General features: G+C 64.3%; 14 protein-coding genes. 10 read left to right on the top strand and 4 right to left on the bottom strand.

Annotation, left to right across the window (positions count from 1 at the left end; genetic code table 11):
- Window positions 1-303: 303 nt before the first annotated feature.
- The 3 genes from HV765_RS30585 to HV765_RS30575 form a co-directional block, all read right to left on the bottom strand.
- Window positions 304-1,581, bottom strand: coding sequence for a TRAP transporter large permease (locus HV765_RS30585; RefSeq protein ID WP_175172003.1), 1,278 nt, complete (start codon window positions 1,579-1,581; stop codon window positions 304-306).
- A 36-nt stretch (window positions 1,582-1,617) separates the two neighbouring features.
- Window positions 1,618-2,118 (bottom strand): TRAP transporter small permease, encoded by a 501-nt coding sequence (locus tag HV765_RS30580; RefSeq protein WP_175172002.1) that lies wholly within the window; start codon window positions 2,116-2,118, stop codon window positions 1,618-1,620.
- A 264-nt stretch (window positions 2,119-2,382) separates the two neighbouring features.
- Window positions 2,383-3,357, bottom strand: a complete 975-nt coding sequence (locus HV765_RS30575) for a TRAP transporter substrate-binding protein (protein WP_054428126.1) — start codon at window positions 3,355-3,357, stop codon at window positions 2,383-2,385.
- Window positions 3,358-3,460: 103 nt separating this feature from the next.
- On the opposite strand from HV765_RS30575, the gene HV765_RS30570 reads away from it, so the two are divergent.
- The 9 genes from HV765_RS30570 (at window position 3,461) to HV765_RS30530 (ending at window position 12,345) form a co-directional block, all read left to right on the top strand.
- On the top strand, window positions 3,461-5,992 hold the full coding sequence (locus HV765_RS30570) for an ABC transporter permease (protein WP_082387329.1): 2,532 nt from the start codon (window positions 3,461-3,463) through the stop codon (window positions 5,990-5,992).
- Window positions 5,992-6,414: a group II truncated hemoglobin gene (locus tag HV765_RS30565; protein WP_175172000.1), complete on the top strand. Its 423-nt coding sequence runs from the start codon at window positions 5,992-5,994 to the stop codon at window positions 6,412-6,414. Before HV765_RS30570 ends, HV765_RS30565 begins: the two co-directional genes overlap by 1 nt.
- A 67-nt stretch (window positions 6,415-6,481) precedes the next feature.
- Window positions 6,482-7,150 carry a 3-deoxy-D-manno-octulosonic acid kinase gene (locus HV765_RS30560; protein WP_245636528.1) on the top strand — a complete coding sequence of 223 codons (669 nt, stop codon included), beginning with the start codon at window positions 6,482-6,484 and terminating at the stop codon, window positions 7,148-7,150.
- A 142-nt stretch (window positions 7,151-7,292) separates the two neighbouring features.
- Window positions 7,293-8,396: a polyamine ABC transporter substrate-binding protein gene (locus tag HV765_RS30555; RefSeq protein ID WP_054428123.1), complete on the top strand. Its 1,104-nt coding sequence runs from the start codon at window positions 7,293-7,295 to the stop codon at window positions 8,394-8,396.
- A gap of 6 nt (window positions 8,397-8,402) precedes the next feature.
- On the top strand, window positions 8,403-9,530 hold the full coding sequence (locus HV765_RS30550) for an ABC transporter ATP-binding protein (protein ID WP_054428122.1): 1,128 nt from the start codon (window positions 8,403-8,405) through the stop codon (window positions 9,528-9,530).
- Window positions 9,527-10,447, top strand: coding sequence for an ABC transporter permease subunit (locus HV765_RS30545; RefSeq protein WP_054428121.1), 921 nt, complete (start codon window positions 9,527-9,529; stop codon window positions 10,445-10,447). The genes HV765_RS30550 and HV765_RS30545 overlap by 4 nt, the downstream gene beginning before the upstream one ends.
- Window positions 10,444-11,253, top strand: coding sequence for an ABC transporter permease subunit (locus HV765_RS30540; protein WP_054428120.1), 810 nt, complete (start codon window positions 10,444-10,446; stop codon window positions 11,251-11,253). Before HV765_RS30545 ends, HV765_RS30540 begins: the two co-directional genes overlap by 4 nt.
- Entirely contained in the window at window positions 11,250-11,606 is a 357-nt protein-coding gene (locus HV765_RS30535; RefSeq protein WP_175171998.1) for a Spx/MgsR family RNA polymerase-binding regulatory protein, read from the top strand. Before HV765_RS30540 ends, HV765_RS30535 begins: the two co-directional genes overlap by 4 nt.
- A 16-nt stretch (window positions 11,607-11,622) precedes the next feature.
- Window positions 11,623-12,345 carry a DNA-3-methyladenine glycosylase gene (locus HV765_RS30530; protein ID WP_175171997.1) on the top strand — a complete coding sequence of 241 codons (723 nt, stop codon included), beginning with the start codon at window positions 11,623-11,625 and terminating at the stop codon, window positions 12,343-12,345.
- A 38-nt stretch (window positions 12,346-12,383) separates the two neighbouring features.
- Here HV765_RS30530 and HV765_RS30525 read toward each other — a convergent pair whose 3' ends face one another.
- Window positions 12,384-13,061: a PhoP regulatory network YrbL family protein gene (locus HV765_RS30525; protein WP_245636527.1), complete on the bottom strand. Its 678-nt coding sequence runs from the start codon at window positions 13,059-13,061 to the stop codon at window positions 12,384-12,386.
- A gap of 142 nt (window positions 13,062-13,203) precedes the next feature.
- Here HV765_RS30525 and HV765_RS30520 point away from each other — a divergent pair, with 142 nt between their 5' ends.
- Complete coding sequence (locus HV765_RS30520) at window positions 13,204-14,562, top strand: DNA recombination protein RmuC (RefSeq protein ID WP_420840201.1); 1,359 nt, start codon at window positions 13,204-13,206, stop codon at window positions 14,560-14,562.
- Window positions 14,563-14,590: the final 28 nt, after the last annotated feature.

Below are 14,590 nucleotides of genomic sequence, written 5' to 3'. Positions count from 1 at the left end.
GCACTCGTCACTAAGGCACCCCCTAGCAGCGTACCGATCCAAGACGGCGGCAGCCCGTCGGCGCGGTGGCCCTGACGGCGCGCAACCTCGATGCGCCCGACGGAATCCGAAGGGAGCCGAAGGCGGACGAGGATGAGGACGGGGCAGTCCGGAGCGAAGGCTCCGGACCGCAATCGTGGGCGCGCGCCGTCAGGGCCACTGCGACGACGGGCGACCTACGCAAGCCACTTCCGCAAGCCACTTCCGCAAGCCACTTCCGGAACCCGCTTAAGCAAGCCGCACCGCGAGCCTCAAAAAACCCGCTCACTTCCCGTAAACCAAATCCCTTAACCCCAGTGACAACCCCGGCCAATAGGTAATCACCATCAGGCAAACAATCACCACCCCCACAAACGGAATCAACGGCTTTATCAACCGCTCCAGCGGCAACTTCGCCACTGCGCATGCCGCGAAAAGATTCACGCCGAACGGCGGTGTAATCATCCCCAATGCCAGGTTGACCACCATGATGATGCCGAAGTGCACCGGCTCCACACCGAACTTCAGCGCCACCGGCAGCAGTAACGGCGCCAGCACCACGATCGACGCCGACGTTTCGATGAACATGCCGATCACGAACAGCGCGGCGTTCACGCCCATCAGGAACGAGAACTTCGTATCGAAGATCTGCGACAGCCAGACGCCCAGCGCGTCCGGGATGCCTGCGCGGTTCAGCAGGAAGCTGAAGACGCCTGCGTTGGCGATCACGAACATGATCACTGCCGTCGACACCACCGACTTGTGCAGCGTCACCGACAGCTGCTTGAAGCTCAAGCGGCGATAGATGAACTTGCCGACCACCACCGCGTACATCACCGCCACTACCGACGCTTCCGTCGGCGTGAACACGCCGCCGTAAATGCCGCCCAGGATGATGACCGGCATCATCAGCGCCAGCCAGGCGCTCTTGAAGGCGGGCCACAGCGGCAGGCGGCCTTCGCCGTCGCGCTTGCCCAGGTTGTTGCGCTTGGCGTAGATCCACACATAGAACATCAGCGCCACGCCGATCAAGATGCCGGGCATCACGCCCGCAATGAACAGCTCGCCGGTCGAGGTGTCGGTGGACACTGCGTAAAGAATCATCGGAATCGACGGCGGAATGATCACGCCCAGCTCCGCCGCGCTGGCCTGTAATGACGCCGCGAAGGGCGCCGGGTAGCCGTGCCGGATCATGGCGGGGATCAGGATTGCGCCCACCGCGAACGTCGTGGCCACGCTGGAGCCGGCCACGGCGGCGAAGATCATGCAGGTCAGCACGCAGGTGCAGGCGAGCCCGCCCTGGATGCCGCCCACCACGCTCTTGGCGAACTCCACCATGCGTTCGGAAATGCCGCCGGCTTCCATCAGGTTGCCGGCGAGGATGAAGAAGGGGATGGCGACAAGCGGGTACTTGTCCAGCGCGGCGTACAGCTGCTGGGCGACAACCACCCACGGCAGGCCCGCGGTGCCGACGCCCGCCAGGCTGGCCAAACCGATCGACACGGCGACCGGCACGGACAGCCCGAAGAAAATCAGCATCGAGACAATCATTATTTGAGACATGGCGATATCTGCTGCTCAGGTTCGATAAGGGGCGGCTTAGCCTTGCGCGTCGTTGCGCACAGGCACGTCTTCTTCTTCGCCGGCGCACCAGCGGGCCAGCACGGCAATGGCGGCCAGCGTTGCGCCAACGGGAATCGCCAGGTAGATCCAGGAAATGGAAATGTCCAGGCTGGGCACCGTCTGGAAGCGCACGCGATAGGTCATGTTGCCGCCGATCCAGGCCAGAAAGCCCAGGAAGCTGGCGCAGATCAAGCCGATCACCGCTTCAAGCACGCGGCGCTTCGTGCCGCCCAGCAGGTTGCGCAGCAGTTCGACGCTGATCATGGCGCCATGGCGGAAGGCCAGCGCCACGCCCAGCAGCACCGTCCAGATCAGGAGGGCGCGGGTCAGCACCTCGCTCCAGTCGGCGGGTGAATGCAGCACGAAGCGGGCAATGACCTGGTAGAAGGCGGCGGCCGCGGCGGCCACCAGCAAAAGTTGGGCAAGAACCGAGACCAGCTTGAACAGGCCGCGGTCGAAAGCGCAGAGCAAACGCATGATGAATCCCGATAGCGAGGGGCGCAAAGGATGGGGGACGGCAAGCGGCGGGACCGGAATCCCGCCGCCAAGGGCGACGTGTCCAATACAAGGACGGCGTGCCCGATATCAAGACAACGTGCCTAAAACACGACAACGTGCCTAAAACACGACGACGTGTCCAAAAAGACGACAAGGTGCCTAGAACATCGAAGGCGTGCCTGGCAAAAGGACGGCCTGCCAGGCACAAGGACGACGTACCAAATAAAAGAGGGCGAGCCCCGCTTACTTGGTGTCGCGGATCGAGTCGATCAGCTTCTTGTCGAACTTCTTGTAGTACTCGGGGTACGCGGGTTCCACAGCGGCGGCGAATGCAGCGCGGTCCACCTCGGACACTTGCATGCCTTCCTTCTTCAGCTGTTCGACACCGGTCTTCTCGATGTTGTCGACGTAGGCGCGCATGGCTTGGGCGGAGTCCTTGCCGGCCTTGTCGAAGTTGGCCTTGTCGGCAGCCGACAGGCCTTCATAGACGTTGGCCGACATCAGCACCAGCGCCGGGCCGTACACGTGGCCGGTCAACGACAGGTACTTCTGCATCTGCGACAGCTTGGCCGACGTGATCACCGACAGCGGGTTTTCCTGGCCGTCGATGGTGCCTTGCTGCAAGGCGGTGGCCACTTCCGGCCAGGCCATGGGCGTGGGCAGAATGCCGATCTGGCGGAAAGCCGTGATGTGGATGGGGTTTTCCGTGGTGCGGATCTTCAGGCCCTTGGCGTCCGCCGGGGTCTTGACCGGGCGCACGTTGTTGGTCAGGTGGCGAAAGCCCTGTTCACCCCAGGCCAGGGCGATGATGCCGCGGCTGGGAAACTTGGCCAGCATGTCCTGGCCGATCTTGCTGTCGAGCACCGTGCGGGCGTGTTGCAGGTCGCGCAGCAGGAAGGGGATATCGAAAACCCCCGTCTCGGGAACAAAATTCAGGGTAGCGCCTGTCGAAACGATGGCCAGGTCGATGGTGCCGATCTGCAGGCCTTCGATCACTTCGCGCTCGCCGCCCAGCGCGCTGTTGGCGAATTGCTGTACCTTGTACTTTCCGTTGGTCGATGCCTCCAGCGACTTGGCCAGGGCTTCGGCGCCGGCGCCGTAGTGCGACGAAGCCGACAGGGCGTAGGCCATCTTCAAGGTGTTCTGAGCTGCCGAGGGCAGGGATGTGGCGGCCGCGCAGGCGGCCAGAATCGTGGCCGCAAGCCAGGATTTACGCATTGTCTTCTCCGGTATTTAGGTATCTTTATGGGCGGCGTTGCCTCCCGCCCCGGGATGATATCGGGATTCGGACGCCGTCTATGCCGGTTTTTAACTATGTTGAATGATGGATTTCCCTGATATGTCACAGGCCAAGCGCCCCGGTTTATGGTCCACCCTGCGCCTGGGCGCCAGGATGATGATGCGAGACGCCCGCGCGGGCGAGCTGCGCTTGCTGGTGCTGGCGCTGGTCGTGGCGGTGGCCGCGGTAACCAGCGTGGGCTTCCTGGCCGACCGCGTCAGCCGCGCGCTGGAACGCGACGCGGGCCAGATGTTGGGCGCCGATCTGGTGCTGGATGCCGACGAGCCAGTGCCGGCTCAATTCCTGGACCAGGCGCGCGAACGCGGCCTGACCTTGTCCAGCACCTGGCAGTTTCCGTCCATGGTGGGCGCAGGCGACGGCGCGCAACTGGCCGCGTTGAAGGCCGTTGAACCCGGCTACCCATTGCGCGGCGCGCTGCGCGTGGCCGATGCCCCCTTCGCACCCGACGCCGTCACCCGAGACATCCCGCCCGAAGGCGCGGTCTGGGTCGATGCCCAACTGCTGTCTCTGTTGAACCTGAAAGTGGGCGACACGCTGAACGTGGGCGACGCGCATCTGCGGGTAGACCGCGTGATTACCTATGAGCCGGATCGCGGCATGCAGTTCGTCAACGTGGCGCCGCGCGTGCTGCTGCGCGCCAGCGATCTGCCTGCCACCGGGCTGATTGCACCGGGCAGCCGCATCGGTTACGCCATGCTGGTGGCCGGCCAGCCGGATGCCGTGGCGGGTTACGCCACCTGGCTCAATCAGCATCTGAAGCGCGGGCAGAAGGTCGCCACGCTGGAGTCGGGCCGGCCGGAAGTGCGCCGCACGCTGGACCGCGCGCAACGCTTTCTGTCGCTGGTGGCCTTGCTGGCGGTGCTGATTTCGGCGGTGGCCGTGGCCTTGGCCGCCGGCCGTTACATGACGCGGCACCGTGATGGCATCGCCGTCATGCGTTGCCTGGGCGCGGTGCAATCCCAGGTGTCGCGGATGCTGACCTTGGAATTTACGCTGGTCGGCCTGCTCTCGTCGGTGGTGGGCTGCCTGCTGGGTTATGCCGTGCACCAGGTGCTGGTGATGCTGCTGGGGTCGCTGATCGACACCAGCCTGCCCGCGCCGTCGGCCATTCCTGCCTTGCAGGGCGTGTTGACCGGGCTGTTGCTGCTGCTGGGCTTTGCTTTGCCCGCGCTGGCGCAACTGCGCCATGTGCCGCCGGCCCGCGTGCTGCGGCGGGATGCGGACACGATCAGCGCCCGCAGCGCGTTCGGCTACGCGCTGGGCGCGACGGGTTTCGCGTTGCTGATCTGGTGGTTCGCGGGCGACGCCAAGCTGGGCGCGGTGGTGGCGGGGGGCTTTCTGGGCGCCTTCGTCGTCTTCGCGCTGGTGGCGTGGCTGTGCATTCTGGGCCTGGCGCGGCTGCGTGGGCTAGCGGCGGGCTTGCCCGCGCTGCGCTTTGCGCTGGCCGGCGTTGTGCGCCGGCGCGCCGCCACCATCACGCAGGTCTGCGCGCTGGCGGTAGGCTTGATGGCGCTGCTGTTGCTGACCATGACGCGCACCGACCTGATCCAGGGCTGGCAGCGCACCATGCCGCCGGATGCGCCCAACCGTTTCCTGATCAACGTGCAGCCCGACCAGCGTCAGGCCGTGACCGATGCGCTGACCCGCGAAGGGCTGGGCCGCATCACGCTGTCGCCCATGGTGCGCGGCCGTCTGATCGCCATCAACGGCAAGCCCGTGGGGCCGGACGACTACGAAGAGCCGCGCGCCAAGCGGCTGGTGGACCGCGAGTTCAATTTGTCCTACACGGACGAGATGCCGTCGTCTAACAAGATCGAGCAGGGCCGGTGGCTGGCGCCCGGGTCGTCCGAGGTGTCGTTGGAGTCGGGTCTTGCCAAGTCGCTGGGCCTGAAACTGGGCGACAAGATGACGTTTGATGTGGCCGGCCAGCAGGTCGAGGCCGCCGTCTCCAGCACCCGGCGCGTGGATTGGGATACGATGCGCGTCAATTTTTTCGCCATCCTGACCCCCGCCGCGTTGGCCGACATGCCCCAAAGCTGGATCACCTCTTTCTACCTGCCGCCCGAAAAGGCGTCCGTGCTGCCCGCGCTGGTGCGCGAATTTCCGAACCTGACCGTGTTCGACGTGGGCGCCATTCTGCAACAATTGCAGTCCGTGTTGAATGAAGTGGGCAAGGCGGTGCAGCTGCTGTTCCTGTTCACGCTGGCGGCAGGCGTGCTGGTGTTGTCGGCGGCGCTGACGGCCACGCGCGACGAGCGCATGCGCGAAGCGGCAGTGCTGCGGGCGCTGGGCGCCACGCGCACGCAGTTGGCGCGTTCCCAGCGTATTGAGCTTTGGGCGGTGGGCGGCCTGGCGGGCCTCTTGGCCGCGGCCGGGGCCACCGCCATCGCTTGGGTTTTATCAACCCAGGTGTTCGATTTCACCATTACCCTCAGCCTCTGGCCGTGGCTGGCGGGCATCGGCGCGGGTATGCTGGGCGCCTGGGCGGGCGGCGCCCTGGCCCTGCGCGGCGTGTTGCGCACGCCGCCGCTCGTCACCCTTCGAGAAACCTGATGACGACCCGCGTCCATACCATTAGCGAACCCGTGGAAAATTCCAGCAGTATTTTTGACCTTCTTGGCGGCGAACCCGGCGTGCGTGCGCTGGTCGACCGTTTCTATGACCTGATGGACATGGAGCCCGACCTGAAAGAACTGCGCGCCGCGCACGGCCCCAGCCTGGACGACGCGCGCGACAAGCTGTTCTGGTTCCTGTGCGGCTACTTCGGCGGCCCCGACCACTACATCGAACGTTTCGGCCACCCCCGGCTGCGCGCGCGGCACTTGCCATTTTCGATTGGCGAGATCGAGCGCGACCAGTGGGTGACCTGCATCGGCCGCGCCATGGAAGACCAGGGTATCGCCCCGGCGCTGGTGGAACGGCTGCTGGAATCTTTCTACGGCGTGGCCGACTGGATGCGCAACCGTGAAGGCTGAAGGCAAGGCCACCGACCCGCGATCCGGCGCACAGCGCCAGTCCTGGCCGGGGCCGCTGGCCGGCGCCATGCTGAGCGACGCGCAGCGCCTGGCGCAAGCCGGACCCGAAATCTTCAACCCCGCCCACTATGGCGACCGCGCCCGCCCCGTGGACGCGGGCGGCCGTCAGGCCGCCTGGTTCGTGCAGGGGCCGGGTTGGCAGGGCGTGCTGCGGCGCTACCGGCGCGGCGGAATGATTGCGCGCATCAGCCGCGACGCCTATCTGTGGAACGGCGAGGACCGCACCCGCAGCTTTCGTGAATACCGCCTGCTGGCCGCCATGCGCGCCCAAGGGCTGGCCGTGCCAGCGCCGCTGGCTGCGGCCTACTGGCGCCAGGGGCCGATCTACCGCGCGGCCATTGTGGTTGAACGCATACCCGGCGTGCGCCCGCTGGCTCACGCGCTGGCCGAGCCGATCTGGGGCGCAGTGGCCGACGCCATCGTCCGTATGCACCGGGCGGGCGTCTGGCATGCGGATCTGAACGCCTTCAATATCCTGATCGGCAGCGATGACCGCGTCTGGCTGATCGATTTCGACCGCGGCACGCAAGGCTCGTTGTCCGAGCGTCAGCGCCAGGGCAATCTGGACCGCCTTCGCCGCTCGCTCGTCAAGGTGGCGGGCGAAGAGGGCGACCGTTTCTGGATGAAAATGCGCGACAGCTACTGGACGGCCTGGGGCGTGGGCGTGCAGCCCTGACAGGCCAGACACACCAGGGGCCGCCATCGGCCCCTAATTGCGTCAATTACCCGGCAAAGTTGGGCAGGTGATCGCTAAAAGGCTTTATCATTTCGCCTTTTGGTAGTCCTGACATACACGGCATACAGCAAGGGGTCTCGTAATGGAACTAAGGGCGGGAGTGCGCTGGGCGCTTGGCGCGGTGCTGGTTGCGGCATCGGCTTCGCCGGCGGTCGCTCAGAACAAGGTCGTCAACGTCTACAACTGGGCCGAATACACGGCGCCGGACACAATTCCGGGTTTCGAAAAGGAAACCGGCATCAAGGTCCGCTATGACGTTTACGACAGCAACGACACGCTGCAAGCCAAATTGCTGGCGGGCAAGTCGGGTTACGACGTCGTTGTCCCGTCCACCCATTACGCCTCGCGCCAGATCGAGGCCGGCCTGTTCCAGAAGCTGGACAAGTCCAAGATCCCGAACTGGAAGTACCTGGACCCCGAAGTGATGGCGCTGGTCGCCACGGTCGACCCGGGTAACGAGTACGCCATTCCGTGGGGCTACGGCACCAACGGCCTGGGCTACAACGTCACCAAGGTCAAGCAGATCATGGGCGACAACGTCGACCTGGCCAACTGGGACATGATCTTCAAGCCCGAGAACGCCGCCAAGCTGAAAGAGTGCGGCATCTCGATGCTGGACGAAGCCGCGCAGGTGTTCCCGGCCGTGCTGAAGTATCTGGGCAAAGACCCCAACAGCACCAACGCCGACGACTACAAGGCCGCGCTGGATGTGCTGAAGCAGATCCGCCCGTACATCCGCCAGTTCAGTTCGTCGGGCTATATCGACGAGCTGGCCGTGGGCGACCTGTGCATGGTCTACGGTTTTTCGGGCGACGTGATGATCGCCCGCAAACGCGCGCAAGAAGCCAAGAAGACGTATGAAGTGAACTACTTCATCCCGAAGGGCGGCGCGCCCGCGTGGTTCGACCTGATGGTCATTCCGAAGGATGCCCCGCATCCCGAAGAGGCCCTGGCGTTCATCAACTACATTGAAACGCCGAAGGTTCACGCCGCCATCACCAACACCATGTTCTACCCGAACGCCAACAAAGAGGCGCGGCAGTACGTGGTGAAGGACGTGGCCGACAACCCCATGATCTACCCGCCGGCAGAGGTCTCCAAGACCTTGTATGTGATCAAGGCGCTGCCCTTGAACATTCAACGCCTGCAAAACCGGATGTGGTCCGAGCTGAAGTCTGGAAGATAAGTCATCATGAGCGATAGCCGTTACTCGGCGCCGCATACCGTGGACCCGGACGAGTTCGTCCGGGTCTCCGATGTGGTCAAGATTTTTGGCGATGTGGTCGCCGTGCGTTCCGTCAACCTGTCCGTCAAGCGCAACGAGATCTTCGCGCTGCTGGGAAGCTCTGGCAGCGGCAAGTCGACCTTGCTGCGCATGCTGGCGGGCTTTGAGGACGCCACCTCCGGGCAGATTCTGCTGGATGGCGAAGACATCACCAGCGTGCCGCCTTACCGCCGGCCCGTGAACATGATGTTTCAGTCCTACGCGCTGTTCCCGCACATGACGGTCGAAGCCAACGTGGCGTTCGGCCTGAAGCAGGAAGGCGTGGACCGCGCCGAAATCCACGACCGCGTGTTCGAAGCGCTGGATCTCGTCCAGATGGCCGGCTATTCGCGCCGCAAGCCGCATCAGTTGTCGGGCGGCCAGCAGCAGCGTGTGGCGTTGGCGCGCAGCCTGGTCAAGCGGCCCAAGCTGCTGTTGCTGGATGAACCAATGTCCGCGCTGGACAAGCAGATTCGCCAGAAGACGCAGATTGAGCTCGTGAAGATTCTGGAACAAGTCGGTGTGACCTGCATCATGGTCACGCACGACCAGGAAGAAGCGATGACCATGGCGCACCGCCTGGCCGTCATGACCGAAGGGCAGATCGTCCAATGCGGCACGCCGCAGGACGTCTACGCGTTCCCGAATTCGCGCTTCGTGGCCAGCTTCATCGGGTCGACGAATATGTTCACCGGCACCATCGTGGTGGACGAGCCCGATCACGTCGCCATCGAATGCGGCGAATTGACGCGGCCGCTGTTCGTGAACCACGGCGTGAGCGAGCCGCTGGGCATGGAAGTGCACGTCTCCATCCGGCCCGAGCGCCTGGTGGTGTCGCGTGACCAGCCGCCGGGTGAATACAACTGGGCGCACGGCATGGTCAGCCACATGGCGTGGATGGGCAGCTACGCGCTCTATCAGATTCGCCTGGACTCCGGCAAAACGGTGGAAGCCAGCGTGCCCAGCCTGCTGCTGGCGCAGATGGACGCCCCGGGTATCGACGAAGAAATCTTCGTCAGCTGGGGCGAAGACAGCGCGACGGTGCTGGCGTCATGATCCGCTTTTCGCCCCGCGACTGGTTGCCATCGGGCCGGGCGCTGGCGGTGGTGCCGCCATTTGCCTGGCTGGTGCTGTTCCTGCTGCTGCCCTTCCTGCTGGTGCTGAAGATCAGTTTTGCCGAAGTGAAGTTCGGCATCCCGCCGTATACGTCGCTGGCGGAATTCCAGGATGAGGCCGTGCAGTTCAGTCTGCACCTGCGCGGCTATATCCTGCTGTTCACCGACAGCCTGTATTTCAAGACCTACCTGAGCTCGGTGAAAATTGCCGGCATCACCACGCTGATCTGCGTGCTGATCGGGTACCCCATCGCGTACTACATCGCGCGTTCCTCGCCGCGCGTGCGCAACCTGCTGCTGCTGGGCGTGATCCTGCCGTTCTGGACGTCGCTGCTGCTGCGCGTGTATGCCTGGGTGGGCATCCTGCGTAACGATGGCTTGTTGAACAACTTGCTGCAAAGCCTGGGGATTATTTCCAGCCCGCTGGAAATTTATCGCACCGATGTGGCGGTGTATATCGGCATGGTCTATGCGTATCTGCCGTTCTTCATCTTGCCGCTCTACGCCACGCTGGTGAAGATGGACTTGCGTCTGCTGGAAGCCGCGTATGACCTTGGCGCCAAGCCGTGGCAGGCGTTCTGGCAGATCACCGTGCCGCTGTCGCGCCAGGGTGTGATTGCCGGCGCCATGCTCGTGTTCATTCCGGCCGTGGGCGAATACGTGATTCCGGAAATGCTGGGCGGGGCCAACACACTGATGATGGGCCGCGTCATGTGGAACGAATTCTTCAATAACGCTGACTGGCCCATGGCGTCCGCCGTGACGTGCGTGATGGTGCTGTTGCTGCTCGTGCCGCTGGTCGTCTTCCAGTACAACCAGGTCAAGCAGCAGGAACTGGCGAACGGAGGCCGCAAATGAAGGGTCCCAACAAGACCTTGCGCGCCGTGGTGTTGGGGCTGGGTTATTTCTTCCTGTACGTGCCCATCCTGAGCCTGATGGTGTTCTCGTTCAACGAGTCGCCCACCGTGACGTCGTGGGCGGGCTTTTCGTTCCGCTGGTATCACGCGCTGTTCAATGACGATGCGCTGCTGCGCGCGGCCTGGCTGTCGTTTCGCATCGCTGCGATGACGGCGACGGCCGCGGTCATCATCGGCACGTGGGCGGGCTATGTGTTGGGGCGCATGGGGCGCTTCCGCGGCTTTGCGCTGTACGTCGGCATGCTGAGCGCGCCGCTCGTCATTCCGGAAGTGGTGCTGGGCATTTCGCTGCTGCTGATGTTCGTGGAATTGCGCGGCAGCCTGGGCTGGCCCGCCGAGAACGGCGTGTTCACGATCTGGGTCGGGCATGTGACGCTGTGCATGGCGTTTGTGGCGGTCGTCATTCAGACCCGAATCCGCGACCTCGACCGTTCGCTGGAAGAGGCCGCGCTGGATCTGGGCGCCACCCCCATCACTGTGTTCTTCAAGATCACGCTGCCGCTGATTGCGCCAGCCCTGGCTTCGGCCTGGCTGCTGTCTTTCACGCTGTCACTGGACGACGTCGTTCTGGCGTCGTTCCTGTCCGGCCCCAGTTCCAGCACGCTGCCGATGGAAGTGTTCTCGCGGGTGCGCCTGGGGCTGAAACCCGAGATCAACGCGCTGGCCACCTTGTTCATCCTGGCGGTGGGCACGTGCGTGATCCTGGCCAACCGCCTGCAATGGCGCAAGGAGTCCGAATCCAAATGAAGCAAACCACTCTGTATGGGCTGACCAAGTGCAGCACCTGCGTCAAGGCGCGTGACTGGTTGTCCGAGCATGGCGTGGACCACGCGTTTGTGGATTACCGCGATCATCCCGTGCCTGCCGCCACGCTGAAATCCTGGTCGGAAAAAGTGGGCGGCTGGGAAAAGCTGGTCAACCGCACGTCGATGACGTGGCGCAACCTGGCCGAAGATCGCAAGTCGGCCCAAACCGACGCCGAATGGAGCCAGCTGATTGCTGAATTCCCGGCGCTGGTGCGCCGCCCGGTCACGGTCACGCCCGATGGCGAGGTCACCGTGGGCTTCAGCGAAAAGCGCTACGGCGAACGCTTCGCCTGACGTTGCGTTGCACGTGATGGCGTCCTCCATCCAGGCATCGCGCGGCGCCGGCAAGGCGTTGCCCGATGCCTTTTTTGACCGCGACGCCCGCGCGCTGGCGCGCGATCTGCTGGGCAAGGTCATCCGCCATCGTGTGGACGGGCTGTGGTTGTCGGCCCGCATTATCGAGACCGAAGCCTATTACCTGGAAGAAAAGGGCAGCCACGCGTCGCTGGGCTACACGCACAAGCGGCGCGCGCTGTTCATGGACGGCGGCGTTATCTATATGTATTACGCGCGCGGCGGTGATTCGCTGAATTTCAGCGCCGCAGGACCCGGCAACGCCGTGCTGATCAAATCGGCTCATCCCTGGACGGACGCGCTCTCCGGCCCGGATGCGCTGGCCCGGATGCAGCAGTTGAACCCGGATGCCCATGGCCAGCCGCGTCCGCCATCGCGGTTGTGCGCCGGCCAGACGCTGCTTTGCCGTTCGCTGGGCTTGAGGGTGCCGGAATGGGACGCGCGCCGCTTCGATCCGGATGCGCTGTATGTCGAGGATGTGGGCGATTCACCCGAGGTGCTGATCTGCACGACGCGCCTGGGCATCCCGGCGGGGCGCGACGAGCATCTGCATTACCGCTATGTGGACCCGGCATACGCGACGGTCTGCACGCGTAATCCGCTGCGGCGCGGGCAACGTGCGGGGCACGACTATGTGTGGGTGGACCGGCAGGGCGTGGCGCTGCCGGACGCGCCGTAGGCAGGGCGGCCAAGGTGGGGCCGCCGAGGTGGGCCGCTTCAGGCCTGACCTTGCCCGTGCCCCATCGCCCGGATTCGTGCTTCCAGCGACCGGCGCATTTTCTGGTACTTGCGCAACATGCGCCAGCGGTTCAGCCGCTTGCTCCACGCGTACAGCGGCACTAACGGCAGCACCCCGAAGCCGTCGATCAGGTACATGCCCGGCTTGCCGTCGGCGTTCTGGCCGCAGGCAATGTTGCTGGCCGACACGTCGTGCAGCACAACATGGGCATCGGCCAGGTCGTCGAAGAATTCGTCCAATTGTTCGAAAAACTTGGCGTCCACGCGGCCCTGCTTGGCCAGGTCAGTCACCGTGGGGGCGATGTTGCCGGCGGCATCGGTGATTTTCTCGACCAGCAGGCCCAGCCCCAACGAGGTTTGCGCCACGCCCACGATGCGCGCCATGGGCACCTGCCATACGCCAGACGGGCGGGTCGTCGTGGTGACGTATTCCGAGAGCTCGTTCAGATACACGCGATACGCGCTTTCGCGCTGAAACTGCTTGTACCAGCGCTTGAGCGGCCGCGCCTCAAGGTAGACGGCGCGCGCGCGCATGTCCATGACTTTGACCAGCAGGGAGGCGGCGTTGGGGTGTTGAAAAATGTGGCGGTCGCCGCCGATGGCGAGCGGAGCCTCGGCGTCGAGATCCAGTGGGCCGAAGACGGACTGGAACGACACCGAAGGCTGACAGGAAGGGAGGTCAGCAGGATTCAATGGGGTCGAGCGATCAGTTCAGAGTAGGGGGAGTTTAATCCTGTTGAGCGCCGGCAGCGGCCAGATCTGTGGCAATTTCATGTCGCTTGGTTACAGAGGCGGGGTGATGCGTCCTACAATTCCGGCTTTGGAGAGGCCACTTTTGAACGACATTCTGCTTTGGGTTGCCGCGGTTGGCGCGGTGTTGGCGTGTTTGGCGGCGTTATTTGCGTGCTTGCGGCCGCCCGCCAGGGATGCGCGTCTGGACGCGCTGCTTGACGGCCTGGAACGCACCGAACGCGCCTTGCGCGCCGATATCGCGGAAAGCCAGCGCGGCCTGCGCAGCGAAATTGCGGAATCCACCCGGGCGGCGCGCGCGGAATCGGCCGAATCCCTGGCGCGGTTCGCCGCGGGCTTCGGTGAGCAGTTGCAGGGGCTTATTCAGATCAACGAGCGCCGCCTGATGGAAGTGCGCGCCACCGTCGACCAGCGCTTGCAGTCGCTACAAACTGAAAACAGCGCCAAGCTCGACGAAATGCGCCGTACCGTGGACGAAAAGCTCCATGCCACGCTTGAGCAGCGCCTGGGCGAGTCCTTCAAACTGGTGTCCGACCGGCTGGAAGCCGTGCACAAGGGGCTGGGCGAAATGCAGGCGCTGGCGGCCGGCGTGGGCGACCTGAAGCGCGTGCTGACCAACGTGAAGTCGCGCGGCACCTGGGGCGAAGTGCAACTGGCCCGCCTGATCGAAGACAACATGACGCCCGACCAGTACGCCAGCAACATCAAGCCGGTGCCGGGCAGCGATGCGGTCGTCGAATTCGCCATCCGCTTGCCGGGGCGTGGCGACGGGGGCGAACCCGTCTGGCTGCCGATCGACGCGAAATTCCCCAAGGAGGAATACGAACGCCTGATGGACGCGCAAGACGCCGCGGATGCCGAAGGCGTCAAGGCGGCGGGCGCGGCGCTGGGCCGAGCGGTGGAATTGCAGGCGCGCCTGATCGCCAGCAAGTATGTCGCGCCGCCGCACACCACCGATTTCGCCATCATGTTCCTGCCCACCGAAAGCCTGTATGCCGAAGTGCTGCGCCGCCCCGGCCTGCTCGACAAGCTGCATGACCTGCGCATCAACGTGGCCGGCCCCAGCAATCTGGCGGCGCTGCTCAATAGCTTGCAGATGGGGTTCCGCACCTTGGCCATTGAGCAGCGGTCGTCGGAAGTCTGGCAGGTGCTGCGCGCGGTCAAGACCGAATTCGGCAAATTCGGCGACGCCCTGGCCAGCGTGAAAAAGACCTTGGACACGGCCAGCAACAAGATCGGCCTGACCGAAGTGCGCACCCGCGCCATGCTGAAGAACCTGAAAAACGTCGAAGCCTTGCCGGAAGCAGATGCCCTAAGGCTATTGGGTGAGGCCGGCACTGCGGATGACGACAACGACCCGGATGACGACGCCGAGCCGCGCAACGCCTCGTCCACGGGCACGAACTGATCCGTTTGTCTTGACGTCGCGCGGCCAC

Origin of the sequence: Achromobacter kerstersii (assembly GCF_902859595.1) — a bacterium.
Taxonomy (GTDB): domain Bacteria; phylum Pseudomonadota; class Gammaproteobacteria; order Burkholderiales; family Burkholderiaceae_B; genus Achromobacter; species Achromobacter kerstersii.
Note: the sequence above shows the minus strand (reverse complement) of the source record. Positions and strands in the feature narration are given on the sequence as shown.

Bases quoted from the DNA above. Each gene is read 5' to 3' on its own strand.
- HV765_RS30585 (WP_175172003.1), bottom strand. From the start codon at position 1,581: ATGTCTCAAATAATGATTGTCTCGATGCTGATTTTCTTCGGGCTGTCC.
- HV765_RS30565 (WP_175172000.1), top strand. From the start codon at position 5,992: ATGACGACCCGCGTCCATACCATTAGCGAACCCGTGGAAAATTCCAGC.
- HV765_RS30575 (WP_054428126.1), bottom strand. From the start codon at position 3,357: ATGCGTAAATCCTGGCTTGCGGCCACGATTCTGGCCGCCTGCGCGGCC.
- HV765_RS30545 (WP_054428121.1), top strand. From the start codon at position 9,527: ATGATCCGCTTTTCGCCCCGCGACTGGTTGCCATCGGGCCGGGCGCTG.
- HV765_RS30520 (WP_420840201.1), top strand. From the start codon at position 13,204: ATGCGTCCTACAATTCCGGCTTTGGAGAGGCCACTTTTGAACGACATT.
- HV765_RS30570 (WP_082387329.1), top strand. From the start codon at position 3,461: ATGATGGATTTCCCTGATATGTCACAGGCCAAGCGCCCCGGTTTATGG.
- HV765_RS30555 (WP_054428123.1), top strand. From the start codon at position 7,293: ATGGAACTAAGGGCGGGAGTGCGCTGGGCGCTTGGCGCGGTGCTGGTT.
- HV765_RS30535 (WP_175171998.1), top strand. From the start codon at position 11,250: ATGAAGCAAACCACTCTGTATGGGCTGACCAAGTGCAGCACCTGCGTC.
- HV765_RS30530 (WP_175171997.1), top strand. From the start codon at position 11,623: ATGGCGTCCTCCATCCAGGCATCGCGCGGCGCCGGCAAGGCGTTGCCC.
- HV765_RS30550 (WP_054428122.1), top strand. From the start codon at position 8,403: ATGAGCGATAGCCGTTACTCGGCGCCGCATACCGTGGACCCGGACGAG.
- HV765_RS30560 (WP_245636528.1), top strand. From the start codon at position 6,482: ATGCTGAGCGACGCGCAGCGCCTGGCGCAAGCCGGACCCGAAATCTTC.
- HV765_RS30580 (WP_175172002.1), bottom strand. From the start codon at position 2,118: ATGCGTTTGCTCTGCGCTTTCGACCGCGGCCTGTTCAAGCTGGTCTCG.
- HV765_RS30540 (WP_054428120.1), top strand. From the start codon at position 10,444: ATGAAGGGTCCCAACAAGACCTTGCGCGCCGTGGTGTTGGGGCTGGGT.